Source organism: Micromonospora sp. PLK6-60, assembly GCF_019890675.1.
Lineage (GTDB): Bacteria > Actinomycetota > Actinomycetes > Mycobacteriales > Micromonosporaceae > Micromonospora.
Window position 1 is genome coordinate 239,273 of the sequence record NZ_JAIOAA010000003.1, and the last position, 24,148, is coordinate 263,420.

Annotated in this window: 18 protein-coding genes; 7 read left to right on the forward strand and 11 right to left on the reverse strand. The window is 71.4% G+C overall.

The genetic code is table 11. The features are described 5' to 3' along the window. Nucleotides 1-362: 362 nt before the first annotated feature. Nucleotides 363-1,592, reverse strand: a complete 1,230-nt coding sequence (locus K7640_RS07420) for a hypothetical protein (RefSeq protein WP_222953962.1) — start codon at nt 1,590-1,592, stop codon at nt 363-365. Further along, nucleotides 1,579-2,112: a SigE family RNA polymerase sigma factor gene (locus K7640_RS07425; RefSeq protein WP_222953963.1), complete on the reverse strand. Its 534-nt coding sequence runs from the start codon at nt 2,110-2,112 to the stop codon at nt 1,579-1,581. The genes K7640_RS07420 and K7640_RS07425 overlap by 14 nt, the downstream gene beginning before the upstream one ends. Before the next feature lie 425 nt (nt 2,113-2,537). On the opposite strand from K7640_RS07425, the gene K7640_RS07430 reads away from it, so the two are divergent. Both K7640_RS07430 and K7640_RS07435 read left to right on the forward strand, forming a co-directional pair. Continuing rightward, a complete protein-coding gene (locus K7640_RS07430; protein ID WP_374198071.1) occupies nt 2,538-4,550 on the forward strand; it encodes a family 43 glycosylhydrolase in 2,013 nt (670 codons plus the stop codon). A gap of 299 nt (nt 4,551-4,849) precedes the next feature. After that, on the forward strand, nt 4,850-6,040 hold the full coding sequence (locus tag K7640_RS07435) for an MFS transporter (protein WP_222953965.1): 1,191 nt from the start codon (nt 4,850-4,852) through the stop codon (nt 6,038-6,040). A gap of 84 nt (nt 6,041-6,124) precedes the next feature. Here K7640_RS07435 and K7640_RS07440 read toward each other — a convergent pair whose 3' ends face one another. The 3 genes from K7640_RS07440 to K7640_RS07450 all read right to left on the reverse strand — a co-directional run bounded on the left by K7640_RS07440 (nt 6,125) and on the right by K7640_RS07450 (nt 8,736). Beyond that, the gene (locus tag K7640_RS07440) at nt 6,125-6,829 is read right to left on the reverse strand and encodes a hypothetical protein (protein ID WP_222953966.1); all 705 of its coding nucleotides are present in this window, start codon (nt 6,827-6,829) and stop codon (nt 6,125-6,127) included. 420 nt (nt 6,830-7,249) lie between these two features. Continuing rightward, complete coding sequence (locus tag K7640_RS07445) at nt 7,250-7,825, reverse strand: hypothetical protein (protein WP_222953967.1); 576 nt, start codon at nt 7,823-7,825, stop codon at nt 7,250-7,252. A 17-nt stretch (nt 7,826-7,842) separates the two neighbouring features. After that, nucleotides 7,843-8,736: a C40 family peptidase gene (locus tag K7640_RS07450; protein ID WP_222953968.1), complete on the reverse strand. Its 894-nt coding sequence runs from the start codon at nt 8,734-8,736 to the stop codon at nt 7,843-7,845. A gap of 62 nt (nt 8,737-8,798) precedes the next feature. Between K7640_RS07450 and K7640_RS07455 the strand changes: the two genes are divergently transcribed. Both K7640_RS07455 and K7640_RS07460 read left to right on the forward strand, forming a co-directional pair. Then, nucleotides 8,799-9,437: a hypothetical protein gene (locus K7640_RS07455; protein ID WP_222953970.1), complete on the forward strand. Its 639-nt coding sequence runs from the start codon at nt 8,799-8,801 to the stop codon at nt 9,435-9,437. A gap of 193 nt (nt 9,438-9,630) precedes the next feature. After that, nucleotides 9,631-11,322 (forward strand): hypothetical protein, encoded by a 1,692-nt coding sequence (locus tag K7640_RS07460; protein WP_222953971.1) that lies wholly within the window; start codon nt 9,631-9,633, stop codon nt 11,320-11,322. Between the two features lie 61 nt (nt 11,323-11,383). On the opposite strand, the gene K7640_RS07465 is transcribed toward K7640_RS07460, so the two are convergent. Next, nucleotides 11,384-13,210 carry an alpha/beta hydrolase-fold protein gene (locus K7640_RS07465; RefSeq protein ID WP_222953972.1) on the reverse strand — a complete coding sequence of 609 codons (1,827 nt, stop codon included), beginning with the start codon at nt 13,208-13,210 and terminating at the stop codon, nt 11,384-11,386. A 242-nt stretch (nt 13,211-13,452) separates the two neighbouring features. Between K7640_RS07465 and K7640_RS07470 the strand changes: the two genes are divergently transcribed. Further along, entirely contained in the window at nt 13,453-14,520 is a 1,068-nt protein-coding gene (locus tag K7640_RS07470) for a LacI family DNA-binding transcriptional regulator (protein ID WP_222953973.1), read from the forward strand. Between the two features lie 43 nt (nt 14,521-14,563). Here the strand turns inward: K7640_RS07470 and K7640_RS07475 are convergent, their stop codons facing one another. Further along, nucleotides 14,564-15,874: a cellulose binding domain-containing protein gene (locus K7640_RS07475; RefSeq protein ID WP_308042480.1), complete on the reverse strand. Its 1,311-nt coding sequence runs from the start codon at nt 15,872-15,874 to the stop codon at nt 14,564-14,566. Nucleotides 15,875-16,376: 502 nt separating this feature from the next. On the opposite strand from K7640_RS07475, the gene K7640_RS07480 reads away from it, so the two are divergent. Further along, entirely contained in the window at nt 16,377-17,402 is a 1,026-nt protein-coding gene (locus tag K7640_RS07480) for a LacI family DNA-binding transcriptional regulator (RefSeq protein WP_222953974.1), read from the forward strand. A 19-nt stretch (nt 17,403-17,421) separates the two neighbouring features. On the opposite strand, the gene K7640_RS07485 is transcribed toward K7640_RS07480, so the two are convergent. The 4 genes from K7640_RS07485 to K7640_RS07500 all read right to left on the reverse strand — a co-directional run bounded on the left by K7640_RS07485 (nt 17,422) and on the right by K7640_RS07500 (nt 22,149). After that, on the reverse strand, nt 17,422-19,134 hold the full coding sequence (locus K7640_RS07485) for an amylo-alpha-1,6-glucosidase (protein WP_222953975.1): 1,713 nt from the start codon (nt 19,132-19,134) through the stop codon (nt 17,422-17,424). A 31-nt stretch (nt 19,135-19,165) separates the two neighbouring features. Further along, nucleotides 19,166-19,927 (reverse strand): carbohydrate ABC transporter permease, encoded by a 762-nt coding sequence (locus K7640_RS07490; protein WP_222954334.1) that lies wholly within the window; start codon nt 19,925-19,927, stop codon nt 19,166-19,168. Nucleotides 19,928-19,989: 62 nt separating this feature from the next. Further along, nucleotides 19,990-20,877 (reverse strand): carbohydrate ABC transporter permease, encoded by an 888-nt coding sequence (locus K7640_RS07495; RefSeq protein ID WP_222953976.1) that lies wholly within the window; start codon nt 20,875-20,877, stop codon nt 19,990-19,992. Nucleotides 20,878-20,898: 21 nt separating this feature from the next. Beyond that, nucleotides 20,899-22,149, reverse strand: a complete 1,251-nt coding sequence (locus K7640_RS07500; protein ID WP_222953977.1) for an extracellular solute-binding protein — start codon at nt 22,147-22,149, stop codon at nt 20,899-20,901. 219 nt (nt 22,150-22,368) lie between these two features. Between K7640_RS07500 and K7640_RS07505 the strand changes: the two genes are divergently transcribed. Further along, nucleotides 22,369-24,144: a ricin-type beta-trefoil lectin domain protein gene (locus K7640_RS07505; RefSeq protein ID WP_308042481.1), complete on the forward strand. Its 1,776-nt coding sequence runs from the start codon at nt 22,369-22,371 to the stop codon at nt 24,142-24,144. Nucleotides 24,145-24,148: the final 4 nt, after the last annotated feature.

The following is a 24,148-nucleotide window of genomic DNA, read 5'->3' on the forward strand; positions in this document are numbered from 1 at the left end:
GGGAGCGTTCCCATGGACGGTAGCGGAGGCGCACGCCGCTGCCAAGATGTGTAGACACGTCGATGCCTTGCGGGCCGCGTTTTTCGGGCTGGCTCGCCGACTGCCGCCCGCCAGGAAGGCGCGGAGTCGGACAAGTTCTTCGACGCGCTCGCCTTTCCGGACAGCAGTACCGCGGGGCGCGGACCTCGGGTGCCCGCGCAGGCCGACGGCTGACTCTCGGCGCCGACCCGGGCCACGACGCCGGGAACCCGACCGGACGTCGGCCGGGTGTCGCCACGGCGACCGGCGCTGCCGAGTCGACAGTGCCGTGGTCGCCGTGGCGATCAGCCCGAGCCTTGGGCCGTGGCGTCCGATCCTGGCCGTTACGGCCGCAGGGCGTCGGCGGCGGGGGTCCAGGTCGACTCGTCGTCGACGTCGGCGACCGTGATCCCCTTGGCGATCTTCAACAGCTCGGCCTGCGGCAGGGTGTTGTCGAACCCCGTGGCACTGACCTGGAGGAGCATCTTTCCGTCGGCGCTCCAGATGTTGCAGAAGTCGCCGATCGGGACACCGACCTCCCGGGCGCGCCGCTTGTCCACCTGGTGGCACTTCGTCGTGCCGGCCTCCGGCGACTGGTTCGCGCTGGTGCTCGGCGTGACGAAGATGTGGAAGCCGTCCCTGATGGTGCCCTCGACGGCGTCGTACGGCGCGGTCAGGCCCGAGGTGGGCAGGCCCGGCCGGGTGTACGTCGCGCCGCCGTAGTCACCGGCCCGGGCGGTGGCGATGCCGCTGAGCCCGGGCATGGCGTGCGTGCCGGTCTGCAGCGGCAGGTAGCCGTCTGGCACGTAGCCCACCGTGAACGGCACCCGGGCCGGCCTCGGCGGGCTGGGCTTGAGGCCCTCGACGAGGCCGCCCAGGTCCTCGAAGCTCGGGGTGGCCCGGTCGCTGGAGAAGGACGTGACGGCCGCCCAGGCATTGTCGGCGTACTCCCAGGCGAACAGCTTGTTACCCGCGTCCATTGGGCGCTGCGGGTCCAGGCCGACCGGCAGCGTCGCCTGCACGCCCCTGCGCCCGGCCACGGTGACGTTCCTGCCGTCCTTGATCCCGGCGGGGTCGAAGGCGCCCGGTCGGTAGACGGTCAGATAGGCCCACAGGCTCGGTTTCCCCCCGGCGGCCTTCCCGTTCCTCTTCCGCTCGACGCTGTCGCTTTGCGCCTCGGCCTCCTCCGCCGTGACCGGCTTGTCGTTGGAGGTGTGGTTGTCGGAATAGACGGAGGCGATCTGGTACGCGGTGGACGTGGCGATCGGGTCCTGCACGTGCAGCGTGCCGGCGTCGTACCCGCGGAAGGTGAAGGTGAACGGCGGCGGGGCGGTCCCGGCCGTCGTCGCGCCGGCCGGGGCCGGCGTGACCGGGGTGTTCGGCTCGGTGCTCAGGGTCGGCAGCGCGAACGCGCCGGCGACCGCGACCACGACCAGACCGGCCGCGCCGGCCGACGCGAACCCGGCCCGGCGGCGTCGGTCGGCCCGCCGCCCCGCCGCGATGATGTCGTCGGCGGTTCGGGTCATCGGCGGCTCGTCGGCCGTCACGGCGTCCACCAGATCAGGCAACTGCATGTGTCCACTCCTCCATCGGTTTGCCAGTGAGATTGATGTGTTCGTCAGCGAGTGACTCGCGCAGCTTCGTCAGGCCGCGGGAGACCTGACTCTTGGCTGTGCCCACCGTGCAGTCGAGGACGCGGGCGGTGTCCTCCAGGCTCAGACCCAGGTAGTGCCGGAGTACGACGGCGGCCCGCTGCCGGGCCGGCACCGCGTCGAGCGCCGCGCGTAGGCGCATCCGCTCGTCGGCCGCCGCGGCCGGGTCCTGCTGTGCGACGTCCGGCATGGCGTCGCCGGCCGATCGCTCGCGCCGCCAGGGCCGCCGGGTCTCGTCGATCGCGGCCCGGTAGACCATGGTCTTGACATAGAGGTCGGGCCGGTCCAACTTCCGCCACCGGGGATAGAGCTTGACCAGCGCGTTGGCCACGGCGTCCTCCGCCGTGTGCCAGTCGCCGCAGGTCAGGTACGCGAGCTTGCGCAACGACGCCATCTGTGACGTCACGAACTCGCGGAATGCTTGCTCGTCTTCGGCTTTCACGTCGACTGCCTCCTTGTGACGGAGGTAGAACGGCGCCAGCCGACCGGAAGGTTGCACGGGCGTGGGACTCGTCGCCCGCGCACCGGCCCAGCGGTCCGCCGGCTCCCAGGCCGCGGCACCGCGAACGCGGCGTTCAGTGGATGCATCCATCGACGTTCACCCATTGAAGATGTTAACGATAACATGCTAGTTTCCCGACGACGGAGCGAAGGGCACGCTCCGCAACGGGATCGCCGAGCCGCGAGGGCAACCGGAGACCGGCACGTCTTCCGCCCTTCCCGCCGTCGACCCGTCCGGGCCAACCGCCGGCGCCGCGCGCCGCAGCGGACGTCGGGCGTCGCGCCGCTGCGCACCCCCACCGCACCTTCCCGCGCCCCCACCACCCACGTTCCACCTGCCCGCATCGGAGGAAAGCCGTGCACCGCATCAGACGACTCTGGCTGGCCGGCACGCTGGCCGCCCTGATCAGCACGACCGGCGCCGCGATAGTCGCCACGTCCGCCCAGGCCGCGAGCGGCTGCCGGGTCACCTACACGATCACCAACTCGTGGTCGGGTGGCTTCGGCGCCAACGTGGACATCACCAATCTGGGCGACCCGGTCAACGGCTGGCGGCTGACCTGGACCTACGGCGCCGGCCAGACCATCCAGCAGTTGTGGAACGGCAGCTACACCCAGTCCGGGGCCAACGTCACCGTCACCAACGCCAGCTACAACGGCGCGATCGGTACGAACGCCAGCGTGTCGTTCGGCTTCAACGGCAGTTGGACCGGCAGCAACCCGGTGCCGACCACCTTCGCCCTCAACGGCGTCACCTGCGGGGACACCCCGCCGACGGCCACGCCGCCGGTCACCGACACGCCGTCCCCGGTGCCCCCGTCACCGACGACCTCACCGACCAGCCCACCACCACCCACCGACGGGCCGTGGCCACCGTCGTCGACGTACCCCAACCCGATCGTGTGGCAGGACTTCGCCGACGGCGACATCATCCGGGTGGGCGACGTGTACTACTACACGGCCTCCACCATGCACTACTCCCCCGGCGCGCCGATCCTGCGCTCGTACGACCTGGTTAACTGGGAGTACGCCGGGCACGCGGTGCCGAACCTGGACTTCGACTCGAACAACTACAACCTGAGCGGGAGCCGGGCCTACGTCAAGGGCATCTGGGCCTCGGCGTTCAACTACCGCAGGAGCAACAGCACCTATTACTGGCTCGGCTGCGTGGAGTTCAACCGGACGTACGTCTACACCGCGTCGGCGGTCGACGGCACCTGGCAGAAGAAGGCCCGGATCAACAACTGCTACTACGACGCCGGGCTACTCATCGACGACAACGACACGATGTACGTGGCGTACGGCAACAGCACCCTCAGCGTGGCCCAGTTGTCGGCGGACGGCACCAGTCAGGTCCGCGCCCAGCAGGTGTTCACCACGCCGTCGAGCGTCGGGACGCTGGAGGGCTCGCGGTTCTACAAGCGCGGCAACTACTACTACATCTGGGTCACCAGGCCGGCCAACGGCCAGTACGTGCTGCGCTCGACCAGCCCGTGGGGGCCGTACGAGATGCGGCAGGTGCTGCTCAACATGCCGACCCCGGTCTCCGGCGCCGGCATCCCGCACCAGGGCGGCCTGGTGCAGACCCAGAACGGCGCCTGGTACTACATGGCGTTCGTCGACGCGTACCCCGGCGGCCGGATCCCGGTGATGGCGCCGATCAACTGGAGTTCGGACGGCTGGCCCAGCGTCCAGACCGTGAACGGCGGCTGGGGCGCCAGCTACCCGTACCCGAACGTGCCGCGGCCACCGCGCCAGGTCAAGTCGATGATCGGCCCGGACACCTTCGCCGGTCCGACGCTCGACCCGCGCTGGGAATGGAACCACAACCCGGACCCCACGAAGTTCTCGGTCAACAACGGCCTGCGGTTGCAGACCGCCACCGTCACCAACGACCTGTACGCGGCCCGCAACACGTTGACGCACCGGATCCAGGGGCCGACGTCCACCGCGACGATCCAACTGGACTACTCGACAATGCGCGACGGTGACCGGTCCGGCCTGGCCATGCTGAGACATCTCTCGGCCTGGATCGGGGTGCGCCGCGACGGCGGCCAGACCCGGGTCTCGATGGTCGACGGCCTGTCCATGGACAGCAACTGGAACACCACGAGCACCGGCACCGAACGGGCCAGCGCGGCGGTGTCCGGCGGCCGGATCTGGCTGCGCGTCAACGCGGACGTCAGACCCGGCACCGGCCGGCAGGCGAGGTTCTCCTACAGCACCGACGGGGTCACCTTCACCTCGCTCGGGCCGGCGTACACCCTCAACAATGACTGGCCGTTCTTCATGGGCTACCGGTACGGCATCTTCAACTACGCCACCTCGTCGCTCGGCGGTTCGGTCACCGTCAACCGCTTCGACCTCAGCACGCCCTGACCGATCCGGGGGCCGCCGCAACACGCCGTCGCGGCGGCCCCCACCGTCCCCACCGGCGCCGCGGCCGGCCCGCCGGATGCCCACGGCGACCCATCGACCGGGTCACCACTGCCACCCCGGTTGGGTTACCGTCGGCAGGTGATCCCGGTGCATGCCACGGCGGCCGCGTACGCGCAGTGGATCACGCCCTCCCTCCCGCTCTACGGCGACGACCACGAGCGGTCCGACTTCGCTCCCTGAGGCGCCCGACGCACCCGACGCCTCCTCGCCCGTTTTCCTCACTCCGGGAGCGATGTCCCATGTCCGTCGACACCTCGATCCGGGCGGTGCTGCGCGCGCCGCAGGTCACCCGGGTCCTCATCGGCAGCCAGATCGGCCGGCTGCCCACCGCCAGCGGCCCGCTGGCGTTGCTGCTCTTCGCCCGCCAGTCGATGAGCCTGGCCGCCGCCGGCCTGCTGGTGGCCGCGTACACCGCCGGCATGGCGGTGGGCACCCCGCTGCTCGCCCGGGCGGTGGACCGTTGGCGGCAGCCACCGGTGCTCTGGGCGGCGGCGCTCGTCTCCGGCCTCGGCTTCGGCACGGTGGCGCTCACCGGCGGAAACCTGGCCGCCGCGGTCACCGGGGCGGCGCTCGCCGGGTTCGGCACCCCGCCGCTGGAGGCGTGCCTGCGTACGCTCTGGCCGGCCCTGCTGCCGCCGGCCACGGTGCCCACGGCGTACACGGTGGACATCGCCGTCCAAGAAGTGATCTTCGTGGTGGGACCGCTGGTCACCCTGCTCGCGGTGACGGTCGGTGGGCCGGCCGCCGGGCTGCTCGCCGCCGCCGTGGTGCAGCTCGCCGGCACCGCGATGTACGCGCTCAGTCCCGCCGCCCGGGCCTGGCGCGGGGTGGCCGCGGTCCGGCACTGGGCCGGGCCGCTGCGCGTACCCCGGTTCGGGGTGATGATGCTCGGCGTGGTCGGCGTCGGCGCGGCGGTCGGCAGCATCGCGGTGGCGGTGACCGGCTACGCCGAGTCGGCCGGCGACCGGCGGCTCAGCGGCTGGCTGCTGGCGGCGCAGGCGACCGGGGCGCTCGTCGGCGGCCTGTGTTACACCCGGGCCCGGCCGGGCGGCCCGGGCCGGCTGCCGCTGCTCGCCGCCGCGCTCACGGTCGGCTACCTGCCGCTGCTGCTGGCGCCCGGCCCGGCCCCGATGGCCGGCCTGCTCGCCGTCAGCGGGCTGGCGCTGCCGCCGGTGCTGACCGCCGTCTTCCTCACCGCCGAGCGGCTGGCCGCGCCCGGCACGGTGGCCGAGGCGTTCGCCTGGGTGAGCACGGCGTTCGTGGTGGGCAGCGCCGCCGGCTCCGCGCTCGCCGGCCCGCTGGTGTCGGCCGGCACCCGCTACGGCCTGGCGGTCGCCCCCGCCGCGGCGCTGCTCGGCACGGCGGCGCTCTGGGCGGTCGCGCACCGCGATCGGGGGCCGTCGCGAGCGGTCGGCCGCACCCCCGGCTGATCCCCCGGGCGCTGTCCCGCGCCGGCACGCCGGTGGCCGGCGGGTCCGCTGCACACGGACCCGCCGGCCACCGGTATCAGCGGACTACTTGCGCATCCAGATCTGGTACGGCAGACCCTTCTTGCCGTTCACCACGAACCGGATGTACGGGTTCTTGACCGAGATGCACCCGTACTTCGTGACGCAGTTCTCGACCCTGCCCTGCATGGTCGAGGCGTAGTGCGCGGTGCCCTTGCCGCTCTGCGTGTTGCTGACCAGACCACGGTCGAAGTTGAAACCGTCGTTGTTCTTGATGTAGTGCCGGCGCTCCTTGATGGTGACCTTCCCCTTCTTGGACCAGCAGTAGTGCAGCACCTTGTGCCAGTCGAACGCCTTGGCGCCGAGCACCGTCCGGTAGGAGATGTACCGGTCGGCCCGGTGGCAACCGGCCTTCTTGGCCGCTACGGCGTTGGCCGTCAGCGCCCCGGCCGCGAGCGAGGCCGTCCCCGCGTCGGTGTCACCGGTCGACACGTCGACGATTCGGGTCTTCGCAGGGTCGATCACCTGAGCGGCGACCGACCGGTGCTTGCGCAGTGCGGCGCGGTCCTTTGCGGACATCTCTCCCGTCCGCTGCACGTTGTCCAGGGCCCGGACCACGTCGGCCGGCAGGCCACCGCGCGACTTCGCCGCGGAGATCCCGGCGATCCCGGCGAGCAGACCCGCCACCACGGTGAAGGCGACCGCGAGCAACAGAATATTGGTGCGGCGACCCCACATACGCGGGTTCGCGGTCGGTACGTCGTGACTCATTCTGGTGATTCCCTTCGCGATTTCTCGGTTCGGATGAATGCAGTTCCCGGGCTGCGATCACCACTAGAGCCGTTCGAAAGGCGCTACCCAACACGTCAAGCCGTACGGGACGGACCGGGACGTGCTCGCGCCCGTGTCCCGAATCGGCACGCCAATGCCTTGTCCCGTATCGGGCCTGCCTCGGACGGGACACGGCCCGTGCCCGCAGCTCCGAGCCGCTCTGATGGCGGCGATCGGGAGTTCACGGGGATGAGAATGAAATAACCCGCAGGCGTCAAGCCCGCGGGAACCGATCCCGTTTTTCACCTGGAACTGCGTGCGCCGGCCCGAACGGGTCGAGTTGGCGGGCCGGCGGCTGGCACGGGTCGTCCCGGGGTGGTCCACCCGATGTCGAGGACCACCCCGGGACGGGTCACCGGGTCAGGGCCGTTCGCAGGGCACGCTCTCCCCGTTGACGTCCGCCGTCGGCTCGCTCGGCTCGACGGCGCCAGGCTGGTCGGTCACCCCGGTGGGCACGACGGAGACGACCCGCTGCTCCACGGGTTCCGTGTCGAGGCAGTCGTCAGACACACCGCCCTCGTCAGCCGGGTCCTCGTCGGCATCGGCTGTCCCGTCGTCGCCGGCACAATCACCGTCGCCGCCCGCATCCTGGTCACCGTCGCTGTCCTGGTCACCGCCCGCGTCCTCGTCACCGGCGGTGCCGCCGTCCTCGTCACCGCCCGCGTCCTCGTCACCGCCCGCGTCCTCGTCCTCGTCGCCGTCGGCACCCTCGTCGCCGTCGGCCTCCTGGTCGCTGCCACCGTCGCCGGCCTGGCCGTCCCCGTCCTGTCCCGCGTCGGGTTCCTGTTCCGCGGGGGTTCGGTCGTCGGTCGGGCTGACCGCATCGGTGCAGACGGGCGCCGCGTTCGCGAAGCCGCCGGCGATCACGAGGGCCCCCGCGATCAGCACGGCGGCGAACAGCAGCGGAAGCAGCTGGGTGATTCGCTTGGTCATCATGTCGGCTCCGATCGGGGTCAGCCGGTGAACGGAAGGACCACGACCGGAATCTGGTCGGGCTCGGTGCTGCGCGTCGGCTTCGAAGTCGGCTCGGTGGTGCGCTTGCGTTCCGCTCCGTCGTCCGATCCCGCCGAACCGGGTGCGGGACGCACCGCCGACCTGAGCAGGTGGCTGCGGTAGTACCCGTTCAGCCTGGTCTCGACGACCTTCCCTCGTCCGCTGGACGCGTGGAGCATCCTGCCGTTCCCGGCGTAGATGCCGACATGGTCGATCTCGCCGCCGTCCCAGTCGAAGAAGAGCAGGTCGCCGGGACGCAGCTCGCTGGTGGAGACGGTCCGACCCGTGCGCACCCCGTAGCTGTACTGTCCGGCCGCGGTGCGATAGCGCCAGTCCAGCCCGGCCCTTCGGTACGCGTAGTGGGTGAGACCGGAGCAGTCGAAGACCCTCGGCCCCTTGCCGCCCCAGACGTACGGGTCGCCCTTCTGCGCCCTGGCCTGGCACACCGCCTTCTCGGCGATGCTCCCGGAGCAGCCGCCGCCGGCCGTGGCGCCGGCGAGGCCGGTCAGTCCGACGAGTGCGCCGCCGATGAACGTCAGGGCGAGCAGGAGCCCGAGAATGCCTCGCCGGCCGGGTCCACGGGTGTGGTGCCGCGGATCTGGTCGCGATGGCGGGACGGTGCGCGTGGGCGCGGAATCGTCGTGCGGTTTCAGCATGGTCCACTCCTCAGGGTTGGGATTGCGCGACGAGTGCACCTGTTCGGCCGGTGTCTCGAAAGGCCCGCCGCCGTACGGGAAGGTCCGGAACACCGGCGCGAGACAGTCCCGTACGGAATGGCGAGGCGGCCCCTTGTCCGGATCAGTTCCGAACGCCGTTTCGGCTGGGCGGAACAACGGTCGGTCGTATGTGCTCATTGCCGAGGCGTTCCGGGCCCGACGCCGACATCCATCCGATCAGCCACAACCGTGAGGTGGTCATGCATTCCGTTCGGGAAATTCTGAAGTCGAAGCTCATCCCACTCGTCGTCGCCGCGGTGGTCGTCGGTGGCGGAGCGACCGCCGCGTCGGCGATCGCCTCCGCCGCCCCGGCCGGACACTCGGCGACCTCGACGGCGAAGGGCACGGTCAACTCCGACGTCGGCGACCGGTGCGTGCTGCCCGGCCAGGTCGTGCGGAACACGCGGTATGTCGGTACGAGCAGGACCTGGCCGCGTGGCGCGAACTGGCAGGCCACCGGAAACGCCAAGGGCAGCGTGATCACGCTGCAACATGAGACCCGGGTCCACAATTCCGTCTCCGCGACGTTCGGCCTGTCGAAGTCGGTCGTTTCGGCGGCGGTCGGGTTCAACGTCGAGCGGCAGCAGGCGGTGTGGGTCAGCTTCAGCTACACCCAGCCGAAGCCGGGCAAGTACCAGCTGCGGGTCACCCCGGTCTACGACGAGTACCTGTTCGAGGTGCACAAGAAGATCGGCAGGGTCAAGATCCGGGGCGGTCACCCCGACTGTGTCCAGACCGGCACCGCGAAGGTGGGCGGCGGTGCGGCGTCGAAGTACATCGGCCTGGAGAGCCGCGTCTACCGCAAGAACTCGGCCGGCGAGTGGGTGGTGGTCCGCTGACGTGGGCATCCCACCAGCACAGAGTCGGCAGCTGTCCCGCCCGGCCTCGCCGGGCGGGACAGCTGCCCGCCACGTTCGTGGCGGGCAGGCGTCCCGCCGCACCCACCAGCCGGCACCCGCGCATTGGCTGCGGGGTGTAATCTCGCGTGCCGACACCACTGCTGTCCGTAGTGGACTGACGGAGGGCCACGCGATGGACGACGGCGCCGGCGGCGTCCAGCCTAGATCCGGGTCGGCCCCGGATCCCTTCGCCGCGACCTCGCCGGTGGAGTTCGTCGCGGCGATGCGGGCGCTGAAGGAGTGGTCCGGCTACACCTTCCGCGAGTTGCAGCGCCGGGCGGACGCGTTCGGCGAGGTGCTGCCGCACAGCACGATCGCCGCCGTGCTGGGGCGCAGCGCCCTGCCCCGGGAGGCGCTGGTGACCGCCTTCGTCCGGGCCTGCGGCCTGGACCAGGCCACCGCCGCGTCGTGGCTCGCCACCCGGAAGCGGCTCGCGGTCCAGTCGGCGCGGGCGCCGGAGGCCGGCGACGGCCCCCACCGGTTCACCGACGGGCAGCCGCCTGCCCCGCCCGAGCCGGTAACCGACGGGGGCCCGCCCGGGCCGACAGCCGACGAGCAGCCGCCTGCGCCGCCCGAGCCGGTAACCGACGGGGGCCCGCCCGGGTCGACAGCCGACGAGCAGCCGCCTGGCCCGCCTGAGCAGCCGGCAGCCGGCCGGGGCCCGGCGGACGAGGACGGCCGGTCCCCCGACCCGCGGACGGACGCGGAGCGCCTGCCCGTCCTGGCGTCGGTGCTGCGGTCGGTGCCGCTGTCCGACCCGGAGTCGCCCGTCCCCTCGCCGGACACCGGCGGCCTCCGGCCCGAGCCGCCGCAGCACCCGGGCACCGGCGTCCTGGGGCCCGAGCCGCACGATCCGGGCGCCACCGAGGGGCCGACGGAGCCGGGTGCCGGGGAGCCGGACCAACCGTCGTCGGCCGGCCGGTTGGCGAGCGTGACCGCGGAGCGGACGGACGAGCGGTGGGTCGGCGTGCACCGGCACGACCCGGCGGAGGACGTACCCCGACCGGCCGGTCACCGTTGGCTGATCCCGCCGATCATGTATCGGACCGGCTGGGCGAGTCGGGTGCTCTCCGGCGTACTCGTGCTGGTGATGGCCGCCATCGCGGTGGCGGTGGTGGCCCGCGCCCTGCGCGACTCGCCCGGCAACACCGCGGGGTCGGGCGGTCCGGCGGAGTCACCGCTCGACGAGGCCGACCCCGAGACCCTGCCGGCGGTGGTGCCCTCCAGCGTCCCGTCCCCGTCCCGATCCCCGGCTCGGTCCCGCTCCGCAGCCCCCACGGCGTCGGCCAGGCCGAGCACGAGCGCAAGCACGAGCACGAGTACGTCGCCGCCGACGACGCCGGCGACCGGCCGGTCGGCGCCTGCCGGGCCACCCGCCGGCCTGCCCACCGGTCCGGTACGGCTACGGGTCGCCCTCTCGGGCCTGTGCGTGGGCGAAGGACCGGAGCTCTACAAGGCGTCCGGTCGGATCGTGTTGGGCCAGCACTCCTGCGCCTCGGCGTCGCCCCCGATCGCGATCGAGAAGGTGTCCGGCACGGCATACCGGATCACGCTCGACCATCCCGAGTACGGCCCCGGTTGCGCGACGATCGACGACGACGGTCGGGTGGCCGGCCTCCTGCTGGCCGGCGACGCCTGCGGCGCGGGGCGGCCGGTTCAGCACTTCACCTTCGAGCCGGTCACCGGCGGTTACCGGCTGCGCTCGCTGCCGGGAAAGGCGTACTGCATCGGGGTCTTCGAGGAGCGGCGGGACGCGGGGGTGCAGCTCATCCAGACCGACTGCGCCAGCACTCCGGCCCAGACCTTCCTCGTCGAACGACGCTGAGCGGGTGCCGGACGAGTGACGGGCCGGCGACACAAGGTCGCCGGCCCGTCATTCCTACTGGTTACCGGACCCGCAGCTGCTGGTGCTCCGCGGCGTCGGGGGCGTAGGTCGAGTCACCGGAGTAGGCGACGTGGACCGGGTAACCCCCGGCCTTCAGCCCGGCCGTCGGCAGCTCGACGACGGCCGCGCCGTCGGTCAGCGCCACCACCTGCGTGCTGCCGCCGAAGGTGACGGCGATCTCGCCGGTCACCGTCGGAGCCTTCTGGTGCTGGGTCTGGGCCCGCACGTCGACGTTCAGGGTGAACGTGTCACCACGGACGACCGACGCCGGCGCGGCGTTCGCCTTCACCACGGTCCTCGCCGTGCCCGGGTCCGTCAGGGTGACGGTTGCCGAGCCGGACTTGGTCGGGTCGACCACCGACGTCGCCACGACGGTGAGCGTCGACGCCTGCTCCGTGGCGGCCACCGAGAGCCGACCGTCGGTGGAGATGGTGGTGTCCGCCGAGGTCGCCCCCTTGACCGACCAGGTCACCGCCGGGCTCACGCCCTCGTTGGTGGTCACCTTGGCGCTGAACTGCCGGACCCAGTTCCAGCCCTTCGTCAGCTCCGCGGTCGCGGGCGTCACCGACACGGAGTCGACGCCCGACCACAGGTAGTCCCGGGCGAAGATCGTGAACAGCTGGCCCGCGGTCATCCCGTCGTGCGCGCCGGGAACCTGGGTGGTCGCGGCGGTGTAGCCACGGGCCCGGAAGTTGTTCGCGATGGTGTTCTGGGCGTTGAGGTTGCCCTCGAAGACCCCGTTGCCGAGGAACACGAACAGGTCGTCGTCCCCGACCGCGGCCGCGACATTGTCGTAGTCCTGAGTGGTGAGGGCCGGGTTACCGGAGAAGTGTCCGAAGAAGCCGAACGTGGTCGGGTAACCGCGGATGACGTGGGCGCCGGTCATGCCGCCGTAGGAGAACCCGGCGTAGGCGCGTCCCTCGCGCTTGGTCGAGACGTGGTAGTTCTTCTCGATCAGCGGCAGGATCGTCTGGACCAGGTTGTTGGCGGCGTTGGTCTGGTTGTAGGAGGCGAAGCCGAGGCTGGTGCCGGTGAAGTGGTTCCCCATGGTAACCACCACGGTGGGCTCGATCTCGCCCTTGGCCGTCATGTTGTCCAGGATGTTCGGGACGTTCGCCGGGACCATGAAGTCGGTCTCGTCACCGAAGATGCCGTGCGCGAGGTACGCGACCTTGTACGGCTCCGCCCGGTTGGGGTCGTAGCCGGCCGGCAGGTAGACGCCGAGGTAGTGGCCGCTGTCGCCGAGGATCGTGGTGTAGGGGATGTAGGTGACGGTGCCGCGCTTCGCGGGGTCCGCGATCGGCAGCTCGTACTCCCCGCGCGCCTTGAGCACCGGGTCGTTCTGCTTCTCGGCGTACGGCACGTACACGGCGTCGAGGACGTCGTTGTTGCGGACCCGGAACGACGACTCGCCCGGGGGACGGGGGTTCGTCGAGGCGGGGTCCCAGATGCGCTTGTTCGCCCAGCCCTTGGTCGGGTCCCAGACCCGGTACCAGTAGCTGAGCGCTCCGGCGTGCAGCGGGAGCGAGACCGACCAGTAGCCGTTCGAATCCCTGGTCATGTCCCGGAGGAACTCGGTGCCGCCGGAGTGGTACCGCCCCGGCTGCCAGGCTTCCGGCTGGTACCGGGTGGTGCCGGTGGCGACGTCGAGCAGGGTCAGGTCGCCGGCCAGGCGGACCTGCGTGGCGTCGGCGTTGCGGTAGACGAATGTGACCGTGTAGCCGGTCGGCGAACTGGTGTCCGCCGTGACGGTCGCGCCTTCCGCGATCGCGGCCTCGGCCGCGACGGCGGCCGGCGCGGAGACGATGGCACCGGCACCGAGTGACATGAACGCGAGCAACGAAATCGCACGCCTGCTGAGGCTGCGCCTTTCGATCGCCTTCCTCATCTGACAGTTCTCCTCTGCGGGCCCGTGGGCCACCGCCGACTCCCCGACTGTCGGGTGATGACCCGTTCGGCACTCGATGGACCGAGTGCGCGGCTAAATCGAATTAGCATGACGGGGGGTAGTGTGACCGGGAACACCTTCCGATGTCAAGGACGTTTCCGATTCATGAAGTGGGAGGTCCGGTGAGCCCACGACGGGTCACCCTGGCCGACGTCGCCAGGCATGCGGACGTCTCCCCGACCACGGCGTCGCTCGTGCTGTCCGGGCGCGGGCGCGAGATGCGGATCTCGCAGAGCGTCGAACGGCGCGTCGTCGAGTCGGCGGAGGAGTTGCAGTACCGCCGCAACATCGTCTCGGTCGGCCTGCGTACGGGCCGGACCCAGACGATCGGCTTCGTGTCCGACACGGTCGCGACGTCCCGCCTCGCCGGGGACATGATCAAAGGTGCGCTGGAGGCGGCCCGGGAACGCGGCGTGATGCTGTTCATCGGCGAGACCGAGGGCGAGGCCGACCTCGAACAAGGGCTGCTCCAGGCCATGCACGACCGCCGGGTGGACGGCATCATCCTCGCCTCGATGTTCACCCGCGCCGTCGAGGTCCCGGCCGCGCTCCTGACCGGTCCGGCCGTGCTGCTGAACGCCGTACCCGAGCGGGCCGCCGCCCTCCCCGCGGTGCTGCCCGACGAGGTCGAAGCGGGTCGGGCCGCGGCGCGCATCCTGCTGGACGCCGGACACCGGGAGGGCATCCACGCGATCGGCGCCGGGCCGGGCCCGCGGGACGTGCCCCCCGAGGCGCTCGCGGGCATCGAGCGGCTGACCGGGATCCACGAGGCGCTCGCCGCGGCCGGCGTCGCCCTCGCCAGCGGTCGGGTCTGCGCCGACTGGCTGCCGGAGTACGGGTACCAGGCGACCCGGGAGCTACTCGAGCGGGAGCGGCCGCGCGCGCTCATCTGCCTGAACGACCGGCTGGCTCTGGGCGCCTACCAGGCGCTCGACGACCACGCCCTGAAGGTGCCCACCGACGTGTCCGTCGTGTCCTTCGACGACCACCCCATCGCCGCCTGGACCCGCCCGCGGCTCACCACCGTGGCCCTGCCCCACTACGACCTCGGCCGGAAGAGCGTCGACGTCCTGTTCGCGGAGATCGAACGGCGGCACCAGGGCGCCGAGCCGGACGACCGCACGTACCGGGTGCCGATGCCCGTACGGATGCGCGAATCCGTCGCGCCGCCCGGCGACGGACGACGCTGAAGCCCGGCGGGCCCGGAGCCGGGTGGCTCCGGGCCCGGTCGGCTCAGGAACTGGTGCAGGTGAGGTTGCCGGGCGCGGTGGCGCCGTTGCCGGTGGCGGTGAACCCGAAGGTGGTCGAGGCGTTCGCGCCCAACGCGCCGTTGTAGGGGGCGTTCTGGACGCTGACGGTGCCGGTGGTGCCCGTGTTGACGCCGTTCCAGAGGCTGCTGATGGCCTGGCCGCTGGCCAGGGTCAGCCGTACGGTCCAGCCGTTGATCGCGGCGGTGGACCGGTTGGTCACGGTGACCTCACCCTGGAAGCCACCGGGCCAGGTGTTGACCGTGCTGTAGGTGGCGGCGCAGCCGCCGGTCGGCGGGGGCGGGGTCGTCGGCGTGACCGTGGGCGTGGCCGTCGGCGTGGTCGTCGGCGTGGCCGTGGGCGTGCTGGTCGGCGGGGTGGTCGTCGGCGGGGTGGTGGACTCGAACTGGCTGAAGAACCGCCAGATCTCCCCCGAGGTCCAGGTCCTGGAGTCGTTGGGGCTGGACGACCCGTCGACCGGGCTGGGGGTGTGGTCGCCGTCGAAGGCGGCCCACTGCACGGGGTAACCGGCGCGGCAGCCGGTGTAGGCGGTGGTGATGTGGGTCAGGCTGCCCCGGCTCGGCTCGCGCGGGCTCTGCGCGGTGCAGCCGTTGTTCCGGACGAAGGTGTCGCGCAGCGACCGGCCCATGGAGATGTTCAGCACGCTGTCGTAGATGCCGTGGATGCCGAAGTAGGCCACGGGCTGGGTGCCGCCGTTGCAGCCGCTGAGGTTGGCGCCGGAGATGACGGTGACCGCCCGGATGACGGTGGGCCGGGCGCAGGCCACCGCGTAGCTCATCGCCCCGCCGTAGCTCCAACCGAGCGCGAACCGCTGGGTCGTGTCGACACAGAGGTCGTTCTCGACCTGCCGGGAGATGTCGTCGAAGAGGGTCAGGTCCCGGCCGTTGGTGTTGGCCCAGCCGTTGTCGATGCCCTGCGGCGCGACGAAGATCGTGCTGTTGTTCGACAGCGGCAGGAGCCCGTAGTAGCCGGCCGAGGCGACGTTGTTCGCCGAACCGTTCAGCCAGTGGAAGCCGAAGACCAGCCGGTACTGGCGGTTGCGGTCGTACCCGTCCGGGATCCGCAGGATGTAGCTGCGGTTCTGTCCGCCGCTGGAGATCGTGCGGGTTCCGCTGGTGAGCGTGGGGGCCTTGCCGCAGCCCGCGGTCGCCGCGAGGGTGCCGTTCGTCGCGGCTGCCGCCGCGCCGCCGAGGCCGCCGCTCAGCACGCCGCCGGCCGCCGTCGCGACGAGCACGGCCGCGGCGGCGAAGACCGAGAGAAGCTGTGTACGTTTCACTGTTGCTTGCCTCCTTGCCAGTGGTGGTGGACCGGTGCTGGTGCCGCGCGTGCGGATTTCGCCTGCGGGAAGACAGGGAGAAGCGGGCCTGCGAGGAACGAGGTCCTCCGGCGGCGATCTGCGGTCGGCGGGCATCGGCACGGCGGCCCGGACTGGTCGCCGGCGGCGGGAGGGTGGGTGGCCCTCGTCGGCGCGTTGCCGGTGACCGGGAGCGTGCCCTTCGCTCCCGCGCCGAAAGATAGCAGTTTATCGATAACGTATTCAACCGCTGATGTTGCGGAACAACCGGTCACCACCGTCCGCTTCGGCGGCGACCCCGTCCGGATCAGACCGCTCTGAGCTGCTCACGAAGGAGAAGCTGGGCACCGAAACTCTCGCCCCGCCAACCGGAAACTTCCGGGTCCGACCACGGCGGGAGCGCGGTGAGCGTTAACAGTCGCGGGCCGGCGCTATGATCCGGGCGTACGGATGAACCGATTCGACGACCGTTGCCGGGAGCGGGATGAACATCGGTGAGATCGCCCGGCGTGCCGGGGTGTCCCGCAGCACCGTGTCGTACGTGTTGAGCGGCAAGCGACCGGTCTCGGCGGCCACCCGGCAGCGCATCCAGGCCGTCATCGACGAGTTGGACTACCGACCCAACGCCAGCGCGCGCGCCCTCAAGGAGGGCCGCACCCGCACCCTCGGCCTGGTCATCCCGCCCGCGAGCCGGCGCCTCACCGACATGCAGCTCGGCTTCGTCGCCAGCGTGGTCGAGGCCGCCGCGCGGGTCGACCTGGACGTTCTGCTGTCGCCGTCCGGTGGCGACCACGACCGGTCGTTCGAACGCATCGTCACCGGCCGCCGCGTCGACGGCGTGGTCCTGATGGAGATCCGCCTCACCGACGAGCGGGTGAGCCGGCTGGAGCAGACCGGCCTGCCGTTCGTGACCATCGGCCGTACCGCCCAGCCGCAGGGGATGAGCTGGGTGGACGTGGACTACGGCGGCCTCATCGCCAGCTGCGTGCACCACCTGGCCGACCTGGGGCACCGGCACGTGGCCCTGGTCAACCGGTCGGCCGAACTCGTCGCCGCCGGCTACGGTCCCGGCAACCGCGCGTCCGCCGGCTTCGCCGAGGCGACGGCGGAGCGCGGCCTGGTCGGCGTCGACGTCTGCTGCGGCGACGACGTCTCGGCCGGCGAGGCGTGCGTCGAGGAACTGCTGGCGACCCACCCCGAGGTCACCGCCGTGGCCACCGTCAACGAGGCGGCCCTGCCCGGCATGCAGCGGGCGCTGGAGAGCGCCGGGCTCGTGGTGCCGCGCGACTTCTCCCTCACCGGGGTCGCCGCCCGGCACTGGGCCGAGAACTTCCGGCCGTCGCTGACCGCGGCGGACGTGCCGATCGTCGACATGGGCGCGGCGGCGGTGGCGCTCCTGCTGGAGCGGATCGCCGCGCCCGCCACCGCGCCCCGGCACCGGCTCTACCGGCCACCGATCTCACTGCGCGCCAGCACCGGCCCGGTGCCCGCGCCCCGCGCCGCCCGCTGACGGCGTACCGTCGGGTCGGTCATTCCCGCGCGGCCCGCCGGCGGCGGTGGTCGCCGGCGAGCAGCAGGTAGCCGCTCGCGGTCCAGGTGTACGCGCGGTCCCGCAGACCCGCGCCGGTCTTGGCGTCGAAGTTCTCGGCGAAGCCCGACCGTTCGCACAGGATCCGGAACCGCCGGCTGATCTCGTCGGCCAGCCCGGTGTGCCCGGCCCGGCGCAACCCGTCCTCGACCAGGACGGTGGCCGGGGCCCAGATCGGACCCCGCCAGTAGCCGTCGGCCAGGTGGTGCGGTGAGTCCAGCGGCTCGGTGGCCAGGCCGTGCTCGGTGAGGTGGGTCTCCACGCGCCGGGCGAGGGTGGCCGCGACGTGCGCCGGGAGTTCCGCACCGAGCACGACGGGCATGAGGTCGAGCAGGCTGGTGCTGGATCTGGTCCGCCCGGTCCACGGGTCGCGCGCGGTGAACCGCTCACCGGTCCACAGCTCCCCCAGCAGCGCGTCGCGCACCTCGCCGGCAACGTCGGCCCACCGCGTCGCCTCGTCCGGACGGTCCAGTTCGGTGGCCAGCTCCGCGAGGTACGCCAGCTGCGTCACCAGGAACGCGGCCAGGTCGGGCGCCTCGACCACCCGGCCGTCGTCGAAGGTGGTGGCGTTGTCCCAACCGCTGTCGTTGCCGTGCTGGTAATGCGGCAGCCGCCGGCCGGGCACCCGCCGGTGCTCCAGCCAGAACGTGGTCCAGCGGGCCAGCCGCTGATAGACCTCGGCCAGCTCGTCGCGGGGCACCGCCCGGCCCGACCGCCGCCGCAACTGCCGCAACGCCCAGCCGTGGATGGGCGGCTTGACGAAGTTGTGCAGGATCTCCGAGTGCGTCACCGAGTCCGGCAGCGCGCCGGCCGGGTCCTGGTGGTCGAAGGGCAGGTGGAACTGGTGCCAGGCGAGGTCGGCGTGCCCCGCCGCGAGGGCGAGCGCGTTGAAGCAGTGGTCCCAGCTCCACACCTTGTTCATCCAGTGCTTCGACATCAGGGTGGCGGGGCGGGTGACGAAGCCGGCCGGCGCCACCGTGGCCGACCACAGCACGTACGCGGCCAGCTCGGCGGCCGGCGTCTCCGCGTCGCGCCAGGGCGCCACCGCCTCGACGAACGCCGCGAAGTCGGCCCGACCGGCGTGCACCAGACCGTCGAAGTCCGCGCTCGACAGGTACGGCCCCCGGGCCGTCGCGTACTCCTCGATCGCGATCTCCCACGCCTGGTCCGCGGGCAGGACCAGGCCCCGTTCGGCGGTGCCGAGGGCCTGCGTGCCGCTCGTCTCGGCGGTGCCGGTGAGCACGGTGACCCGGTATCGGCGGCCGGTCTCGTAGGAGGTGAACACGGATGCGGAGGCAACCGGGTCGGCGTAGAGGTAGGTCCCGCTGAAGGGGGTGAGGGTGGCGGCGGCAGCCGTGATCCGCAATCCGGCGCCGCGGCCCCGCAGCCGCACCGTGTCCGGGCTGGCGAAGGTCAGCTCGACCCGGCCGGCCCGGTCGTGCCAGCCCAGCAGCGCCGGCCGGGCCGTCACCGTGGCGTCGCCGGACGGGGTGAACCGCAGCACCGGGTGCATGCCGTTGCGGTGCGAGATCAGGTGCAGGTCCTCGGCGTAGCTGTTCTCGGCGACCACCGGGGAGACGCTGAGCCAGGAACCGTGCTGGCTGAACGGGATCTCCCGGACGGAGAAGGCCGGACCGGTGGGGGCGACGGTCATCGGAGGGCTGCCTTTCTGTCGTGCGGGTGGCTCAGTCCTTGACCGCGCCGGCCGTCACGCCCGCGGCGACGTACCGCTGGGCCACGATCAGCAGGACGGTGGCGGGGACGGAGGCGACCACGGCGGTGGCCATGATCGCGTTCCACTCCTGGTTGTTGTTGCCGATGTAGCGGTAGATGCCGAGGGTGATCGGCCGGCTGGCGCCGCCGGCGTCCAGGGTGGATGCGAAGAGAAAGTCCGACCAGGCCCAGAGGAAGGCGAACAGGGACACCGTGATGATCGAACCACGGCTCAGCGGCAGGACCACCGACCGGAACGTCCGCCACCGGCCGGCGCCGTCCACGAGCGCGGCCTGCAACACCTCGTCGGGGATGCCGGACATGAACGCCGTGAAGATCAACACCCCGAACGGTACGGCGATTGTGGAGTCGGCCAGCACCAGCCCGGCCGCCGAGTTGAGCACCCCGAGCCGGAGGTAAATGGCGTAGAACCCCATCGCCATGATGATCCCGGGGACCATCTGCGCGATCAGCAGCACGAAGCTCAACGCACCGCCGCCGACCGGACGCAACTTGGCAAGCGCGTATCCCGCGGGCGCGGCGAGGGCCACGGTCAGCGCCACGGTGCCGAGCCCGACGAGCAGGCTGGTGCCGAGGTAGGGCAGCTGCTCGCGCAGCACCACCCGGTAGCCGTCGACGGTGCCGTCGACCGGGAACAGGTGCGGCGGGTCGGCCCGCAGGTCGCCCTCGCGGGTGAACGAGACGTTGACCATCCAGTAGACCGGGAACAGCATCAGCGCGGTGAACACCACGCCCAGGCCGGTCCGCCACCAGGCGGCCCGGGCCGGTCCTCGCGTCACCACCGCTGCCTCCGCTGTGCCCGGACGTAGCTCAACCCGCCGATGAGGGCGACGACGATCAGCAGGTTGCCGACCGCGGCGCCCGGGCCGAACTCCGGCAGCAGGCTGCCGAACCCGAGCCGGTAGGACCAGGTGGCGAACGTCGTGGACGAATCCGTCGGCCCGCCCCGGGTCATGATCCAGATGATGTCGAAGACCTTCAGCGTGTAGATCAGCCCGAGCAGCAGCGTGATCGCCGACACCGGGCGCAACAACGGGAAGGTGATCCGCCAGAACCGTTGCGACCCGCTCGCCCCGTCCAGCGCCGCGGCCTCGTACACGTCGGTCGGGATCGCCTGGAGGCCGCTGTGCAGGACGACCAGGTTGAACGGGATGCCGATCCAGATGTTCGCGACGATGACCGAGACCAGCGACCAGCGCGGAGACGTGAGCCAGTTGACCGGATCGAGGCCCAACGCGCCGAGCGCGGCGTTGACCACGCCGGCCTCGCTGTTGAGCAGCCACGACCAGGTCGAGGCCGAGACGATGAGCGGCAGCAGCCACGGTACGAGAAACAGCGCCCGCAGCGTCCGCGACAGCGGGAAGTGCCGGTGGAAGAAGACCGCGAGCGCCAGTCCGAGGGTGAACTGGCACAGCAGTGACACCGCCGTGAAGACGGCCGTGTGCGCCAGCGCCGGCCCGAAGGTCGGGTGGGTCACCACGTCCCGGTAGTTGTCCAGCCCGGCGAACGGGGCGCCGCCGGAGACGAACGACCGGACGGTGTAGCGCCGCAGGCTCAGCTCGACGTTGCGGTAGAGCGGGTAGGCGTAGCAGGCCAGCAGGTAGACGGTCACCGGGGCCAGGAACGCCCACGCCGTCCACCGACCGCCGCGGGTGCTGCTCATTTGCGGCGCGTCCGGCCGGGTCTACCGGGTGGCGGCGGCGGCCGCGTCCTGGGCGGCGGAGAGCGCCGCCTGGGGCGACTTCGCACCGCTCAGCGCGCCCTGCACGGCCGTCCACAGCTGCTCGGGGATCTTCGGGTACTTCGTGCCGAGGTTGTCGCCGGTGCGGCCCTTGGCGGCGTTCACCGCGTCGACCCACACCTTCAGCTCCGGATCCGCCGTGACCTGCGTCTGCTGCACCGCCGCCACCGGGGCGACGTACGACAGTGTGGTGTCCGTCTTCAGGAGGTTGTCCGGGCTGGTCAGGCAGGTCACCAGCTTTGTCGAGACGTCGTACCGGCCGGTGTCGCGCTGCACCGGGAGGGCGACGAACTCGCCGCCGGTGGGGGCCGGCGCGGTGCCGCCGGCGCTGGCCGGCACCGGGATGATGCCGTACGCGAAGTCGAGCTTCTCGGCGTTCGCCCGCTGCCAGGTGCCGTTCTCGGCGAACGCGTAGTCACCGCCGGCGAACTCCTGCCAACTGGTCGTCTGGGTGTTGTTGATGACGGAGTTCGGCGCGTACCCCCGGGTCAGCCAGTCCGTCCAGAGCGTCAACGCGGACACCGCCGGTGGCGAGTCCAGCGCGGTCAGTTGGGCGCCGGCACCCCAGAACCAGGGCAGGAACTGGAAGCTGCCCTCCTCGGTGCCGATCGCCGAGAAGGTGATGCCCTTCTTGCCGGCGCCCTTGACCTTCGCGAGCGCGGCGGTCAGCGACGGCCAGTCTTTGATCGACGCGACGTCCACCCCGGCCTGGCCCAGCAGGTCCTTGTTGTACCAGAGCGCGAGCGTGTTCGCCCCGATCGGGACGCCGTACGCCTTGCCGTCGAGTTGGCCGGCGCCGAGCAGGTTGGGCGCGGAGGCCGACGTGTCCAGCTTGGTCTCGTCCGCGGAGGTCAGCGCGCCGGCCTGGGCGAGCGTCGAGATCACCGGGTTGTCGACGATCAGCACGTCGGGTGAGTTGCCCTGCTGCGCCGCCAGCAACGCCTTGTTTGTCAGGTCCGTGGTGTCGTAGCCGGTGCGGCGCACGGTCACGCCCGCGTCAGCGCCGCAGCTCTGGAGCAGCTTCTCCCAGTCGGACCCGCCGGCGAACTGCGGGTACGGGTCCCAGACGGTGTACGCGCCACCGGCGCCGCCCGCCGGCCCGTCGGCCGCGGAGCAGCCGGTGACGGCGCCGACGGCCGTGAGCGCGGTGAGGGCGACGCCGGCCACGCCCCGCCGCCATCCGGATGTCGTCATGGGTTGGCCCCTCTCGGGAAGCGATCTGGCGAATCGGTTCGACCGAAGATAAGCCGATGAATGTATGCGGTCAAGACGATGGATCCCTGCTTGCCGATACCGAATCTTGACGAGCTGGTCACGGCGTTGACATCCATGGACATCGACGCCTAGGCTGCCCGGCGAATCGATTCGCTAGGGCGTCCTCCGCAGCCCCACCACACTGCCGAAGGAGTCGCAGTGAACCTCCCCCACGCCCGGGCACCACGGATCCGTGGCCTCGCCGCCCGGATCGCCGCCGGTGCCCTCGCCGTCGCCTGCTCGCTCGCAGCCGTCCCGTCCCCCGCGCGGGCCGCCGACGAGTCGCTCACCGTCAACTTCTCCGCCTCGCTGGGTACGCCGACCTACCGGGGATCGGGCTGGATCTACGGGATGACCGAGAACGGCCAGAATCCGCCGGACAGCTTCTTCCGGGACGTACGGTTCCGGGCGATGCGTGCCGGCGGCGCGCAACTACCCGGCCAGGGCTGGGTCGGCGGTGGGTACGACCGCCGGTGGAACGCCACCGTGGCGCAGGCGAGACGGACCGCCGCGCTGGGCGGCACGTTCGTGTTGCTCGACCACGACCTGTGGGGCGCCGACGGCGCCTCGATCAGCCGCTACCCCGGTGACAACGGCGACTGGAGCGACTACGACCGTTTCCTGGACCGGCTCTTCGCCGACGTGCGCTCGTCGGGGATCACCGTGCAGTGGGACATCTGGAACGAGCCGAACATCAGCCTGTTCTGGAACCGGCCCCAGTCGCAGTACTTCGAGCTGTGGCGACGCACCTACCAGCGGATCCGCGCGGCGTTCCCCGGCATGCTGATCGTCGGGCCGAGCTGCGCGTGCGTGCCGTCGACAAGTGGTTGGTGGACCCAGTTCCTGGACTACGTGAAGGCCAACAACGTGGTGCCGGACATCTTCAGCTGGCACTCGCTGCCCGGCGACCCGGTGGCGAACGTGGCCACCGCCAACCAGACGCTCGACGCGCGGGGCATCGCGCACCCGCGACCGCACCAGATCAACGAGTACGGCGCGGCCAACCAGCAGAACCCGGCCGGCGGGGCGTGGTACCTGGCCCGGCTGGAACGCGCCGGCGCGGACGGGCTGCGGGCGAACTGGGCCGGTGGTCAGAACCTGCACAACGACCTGGCCAGCCTACTCACCCGCAACTCCGCCGGGCAGTACCAGCCCAAGGGCGAATGGTGGGCCTACCAGTACTACGGCTCGATGACCGGCCAGATCGCCGCGGTCACCCCGAGCGCCTCCTACGACGCGTTCGCCACCCGCGACACCGGCTCCGCGAAGATCCTCGTCGGCGGCAACTCGACCACCGGCAACGTCACAGTCAACCTCCAACGCCTGGACACCACCACCGGGATCGTGGTGAACAACCAGGTCCGGGTGGTGGTGCAGAACATCCCCCACAACAACGGCGGGGCGGTGTCCGGCCCGGTCACGGTCCGCGACAGCGTGGTGAGCCTGGCGAACAACGGCACGACGGTCACCGTGTCGCACGCGAACATCAACGACACCTCCACGGTCACGCTGCTGCCGCCCGGCGGCGGTGGGCCGCCGACGAACCAGAACATCCAGATCGTCGGCGGCCAATCCGGCCGGTGCGTCGACGTGCCCGGCTCCACCACCACCAACGGCACCCAGGTTCAGCTCTGGGACTGCCACGGCGGCACCAACCAGCGCTTCAGCTACACCGCGGGCAAGCAACTGACGGTGTACGGCAACAAGTGCCTGGACGCCTCCGGCCAGGGCACCGCCAACGGCACCGCCGTAATCATCTGGGACTGCAACGGCCAGGCCAACCAGCAGTGGAACCTGAACGCCGACGGCTCGATCACCGGCGCGCAGTCCGGGTTGTGCCTGGAGGCCAGCGCGTTCGGCACGACCAACGGCACCCGGATCCAGCTCTGGCAGTGCCTCAACGGCGCCAACCAGAAGTGGACCCTGCGAAGCTGACCGC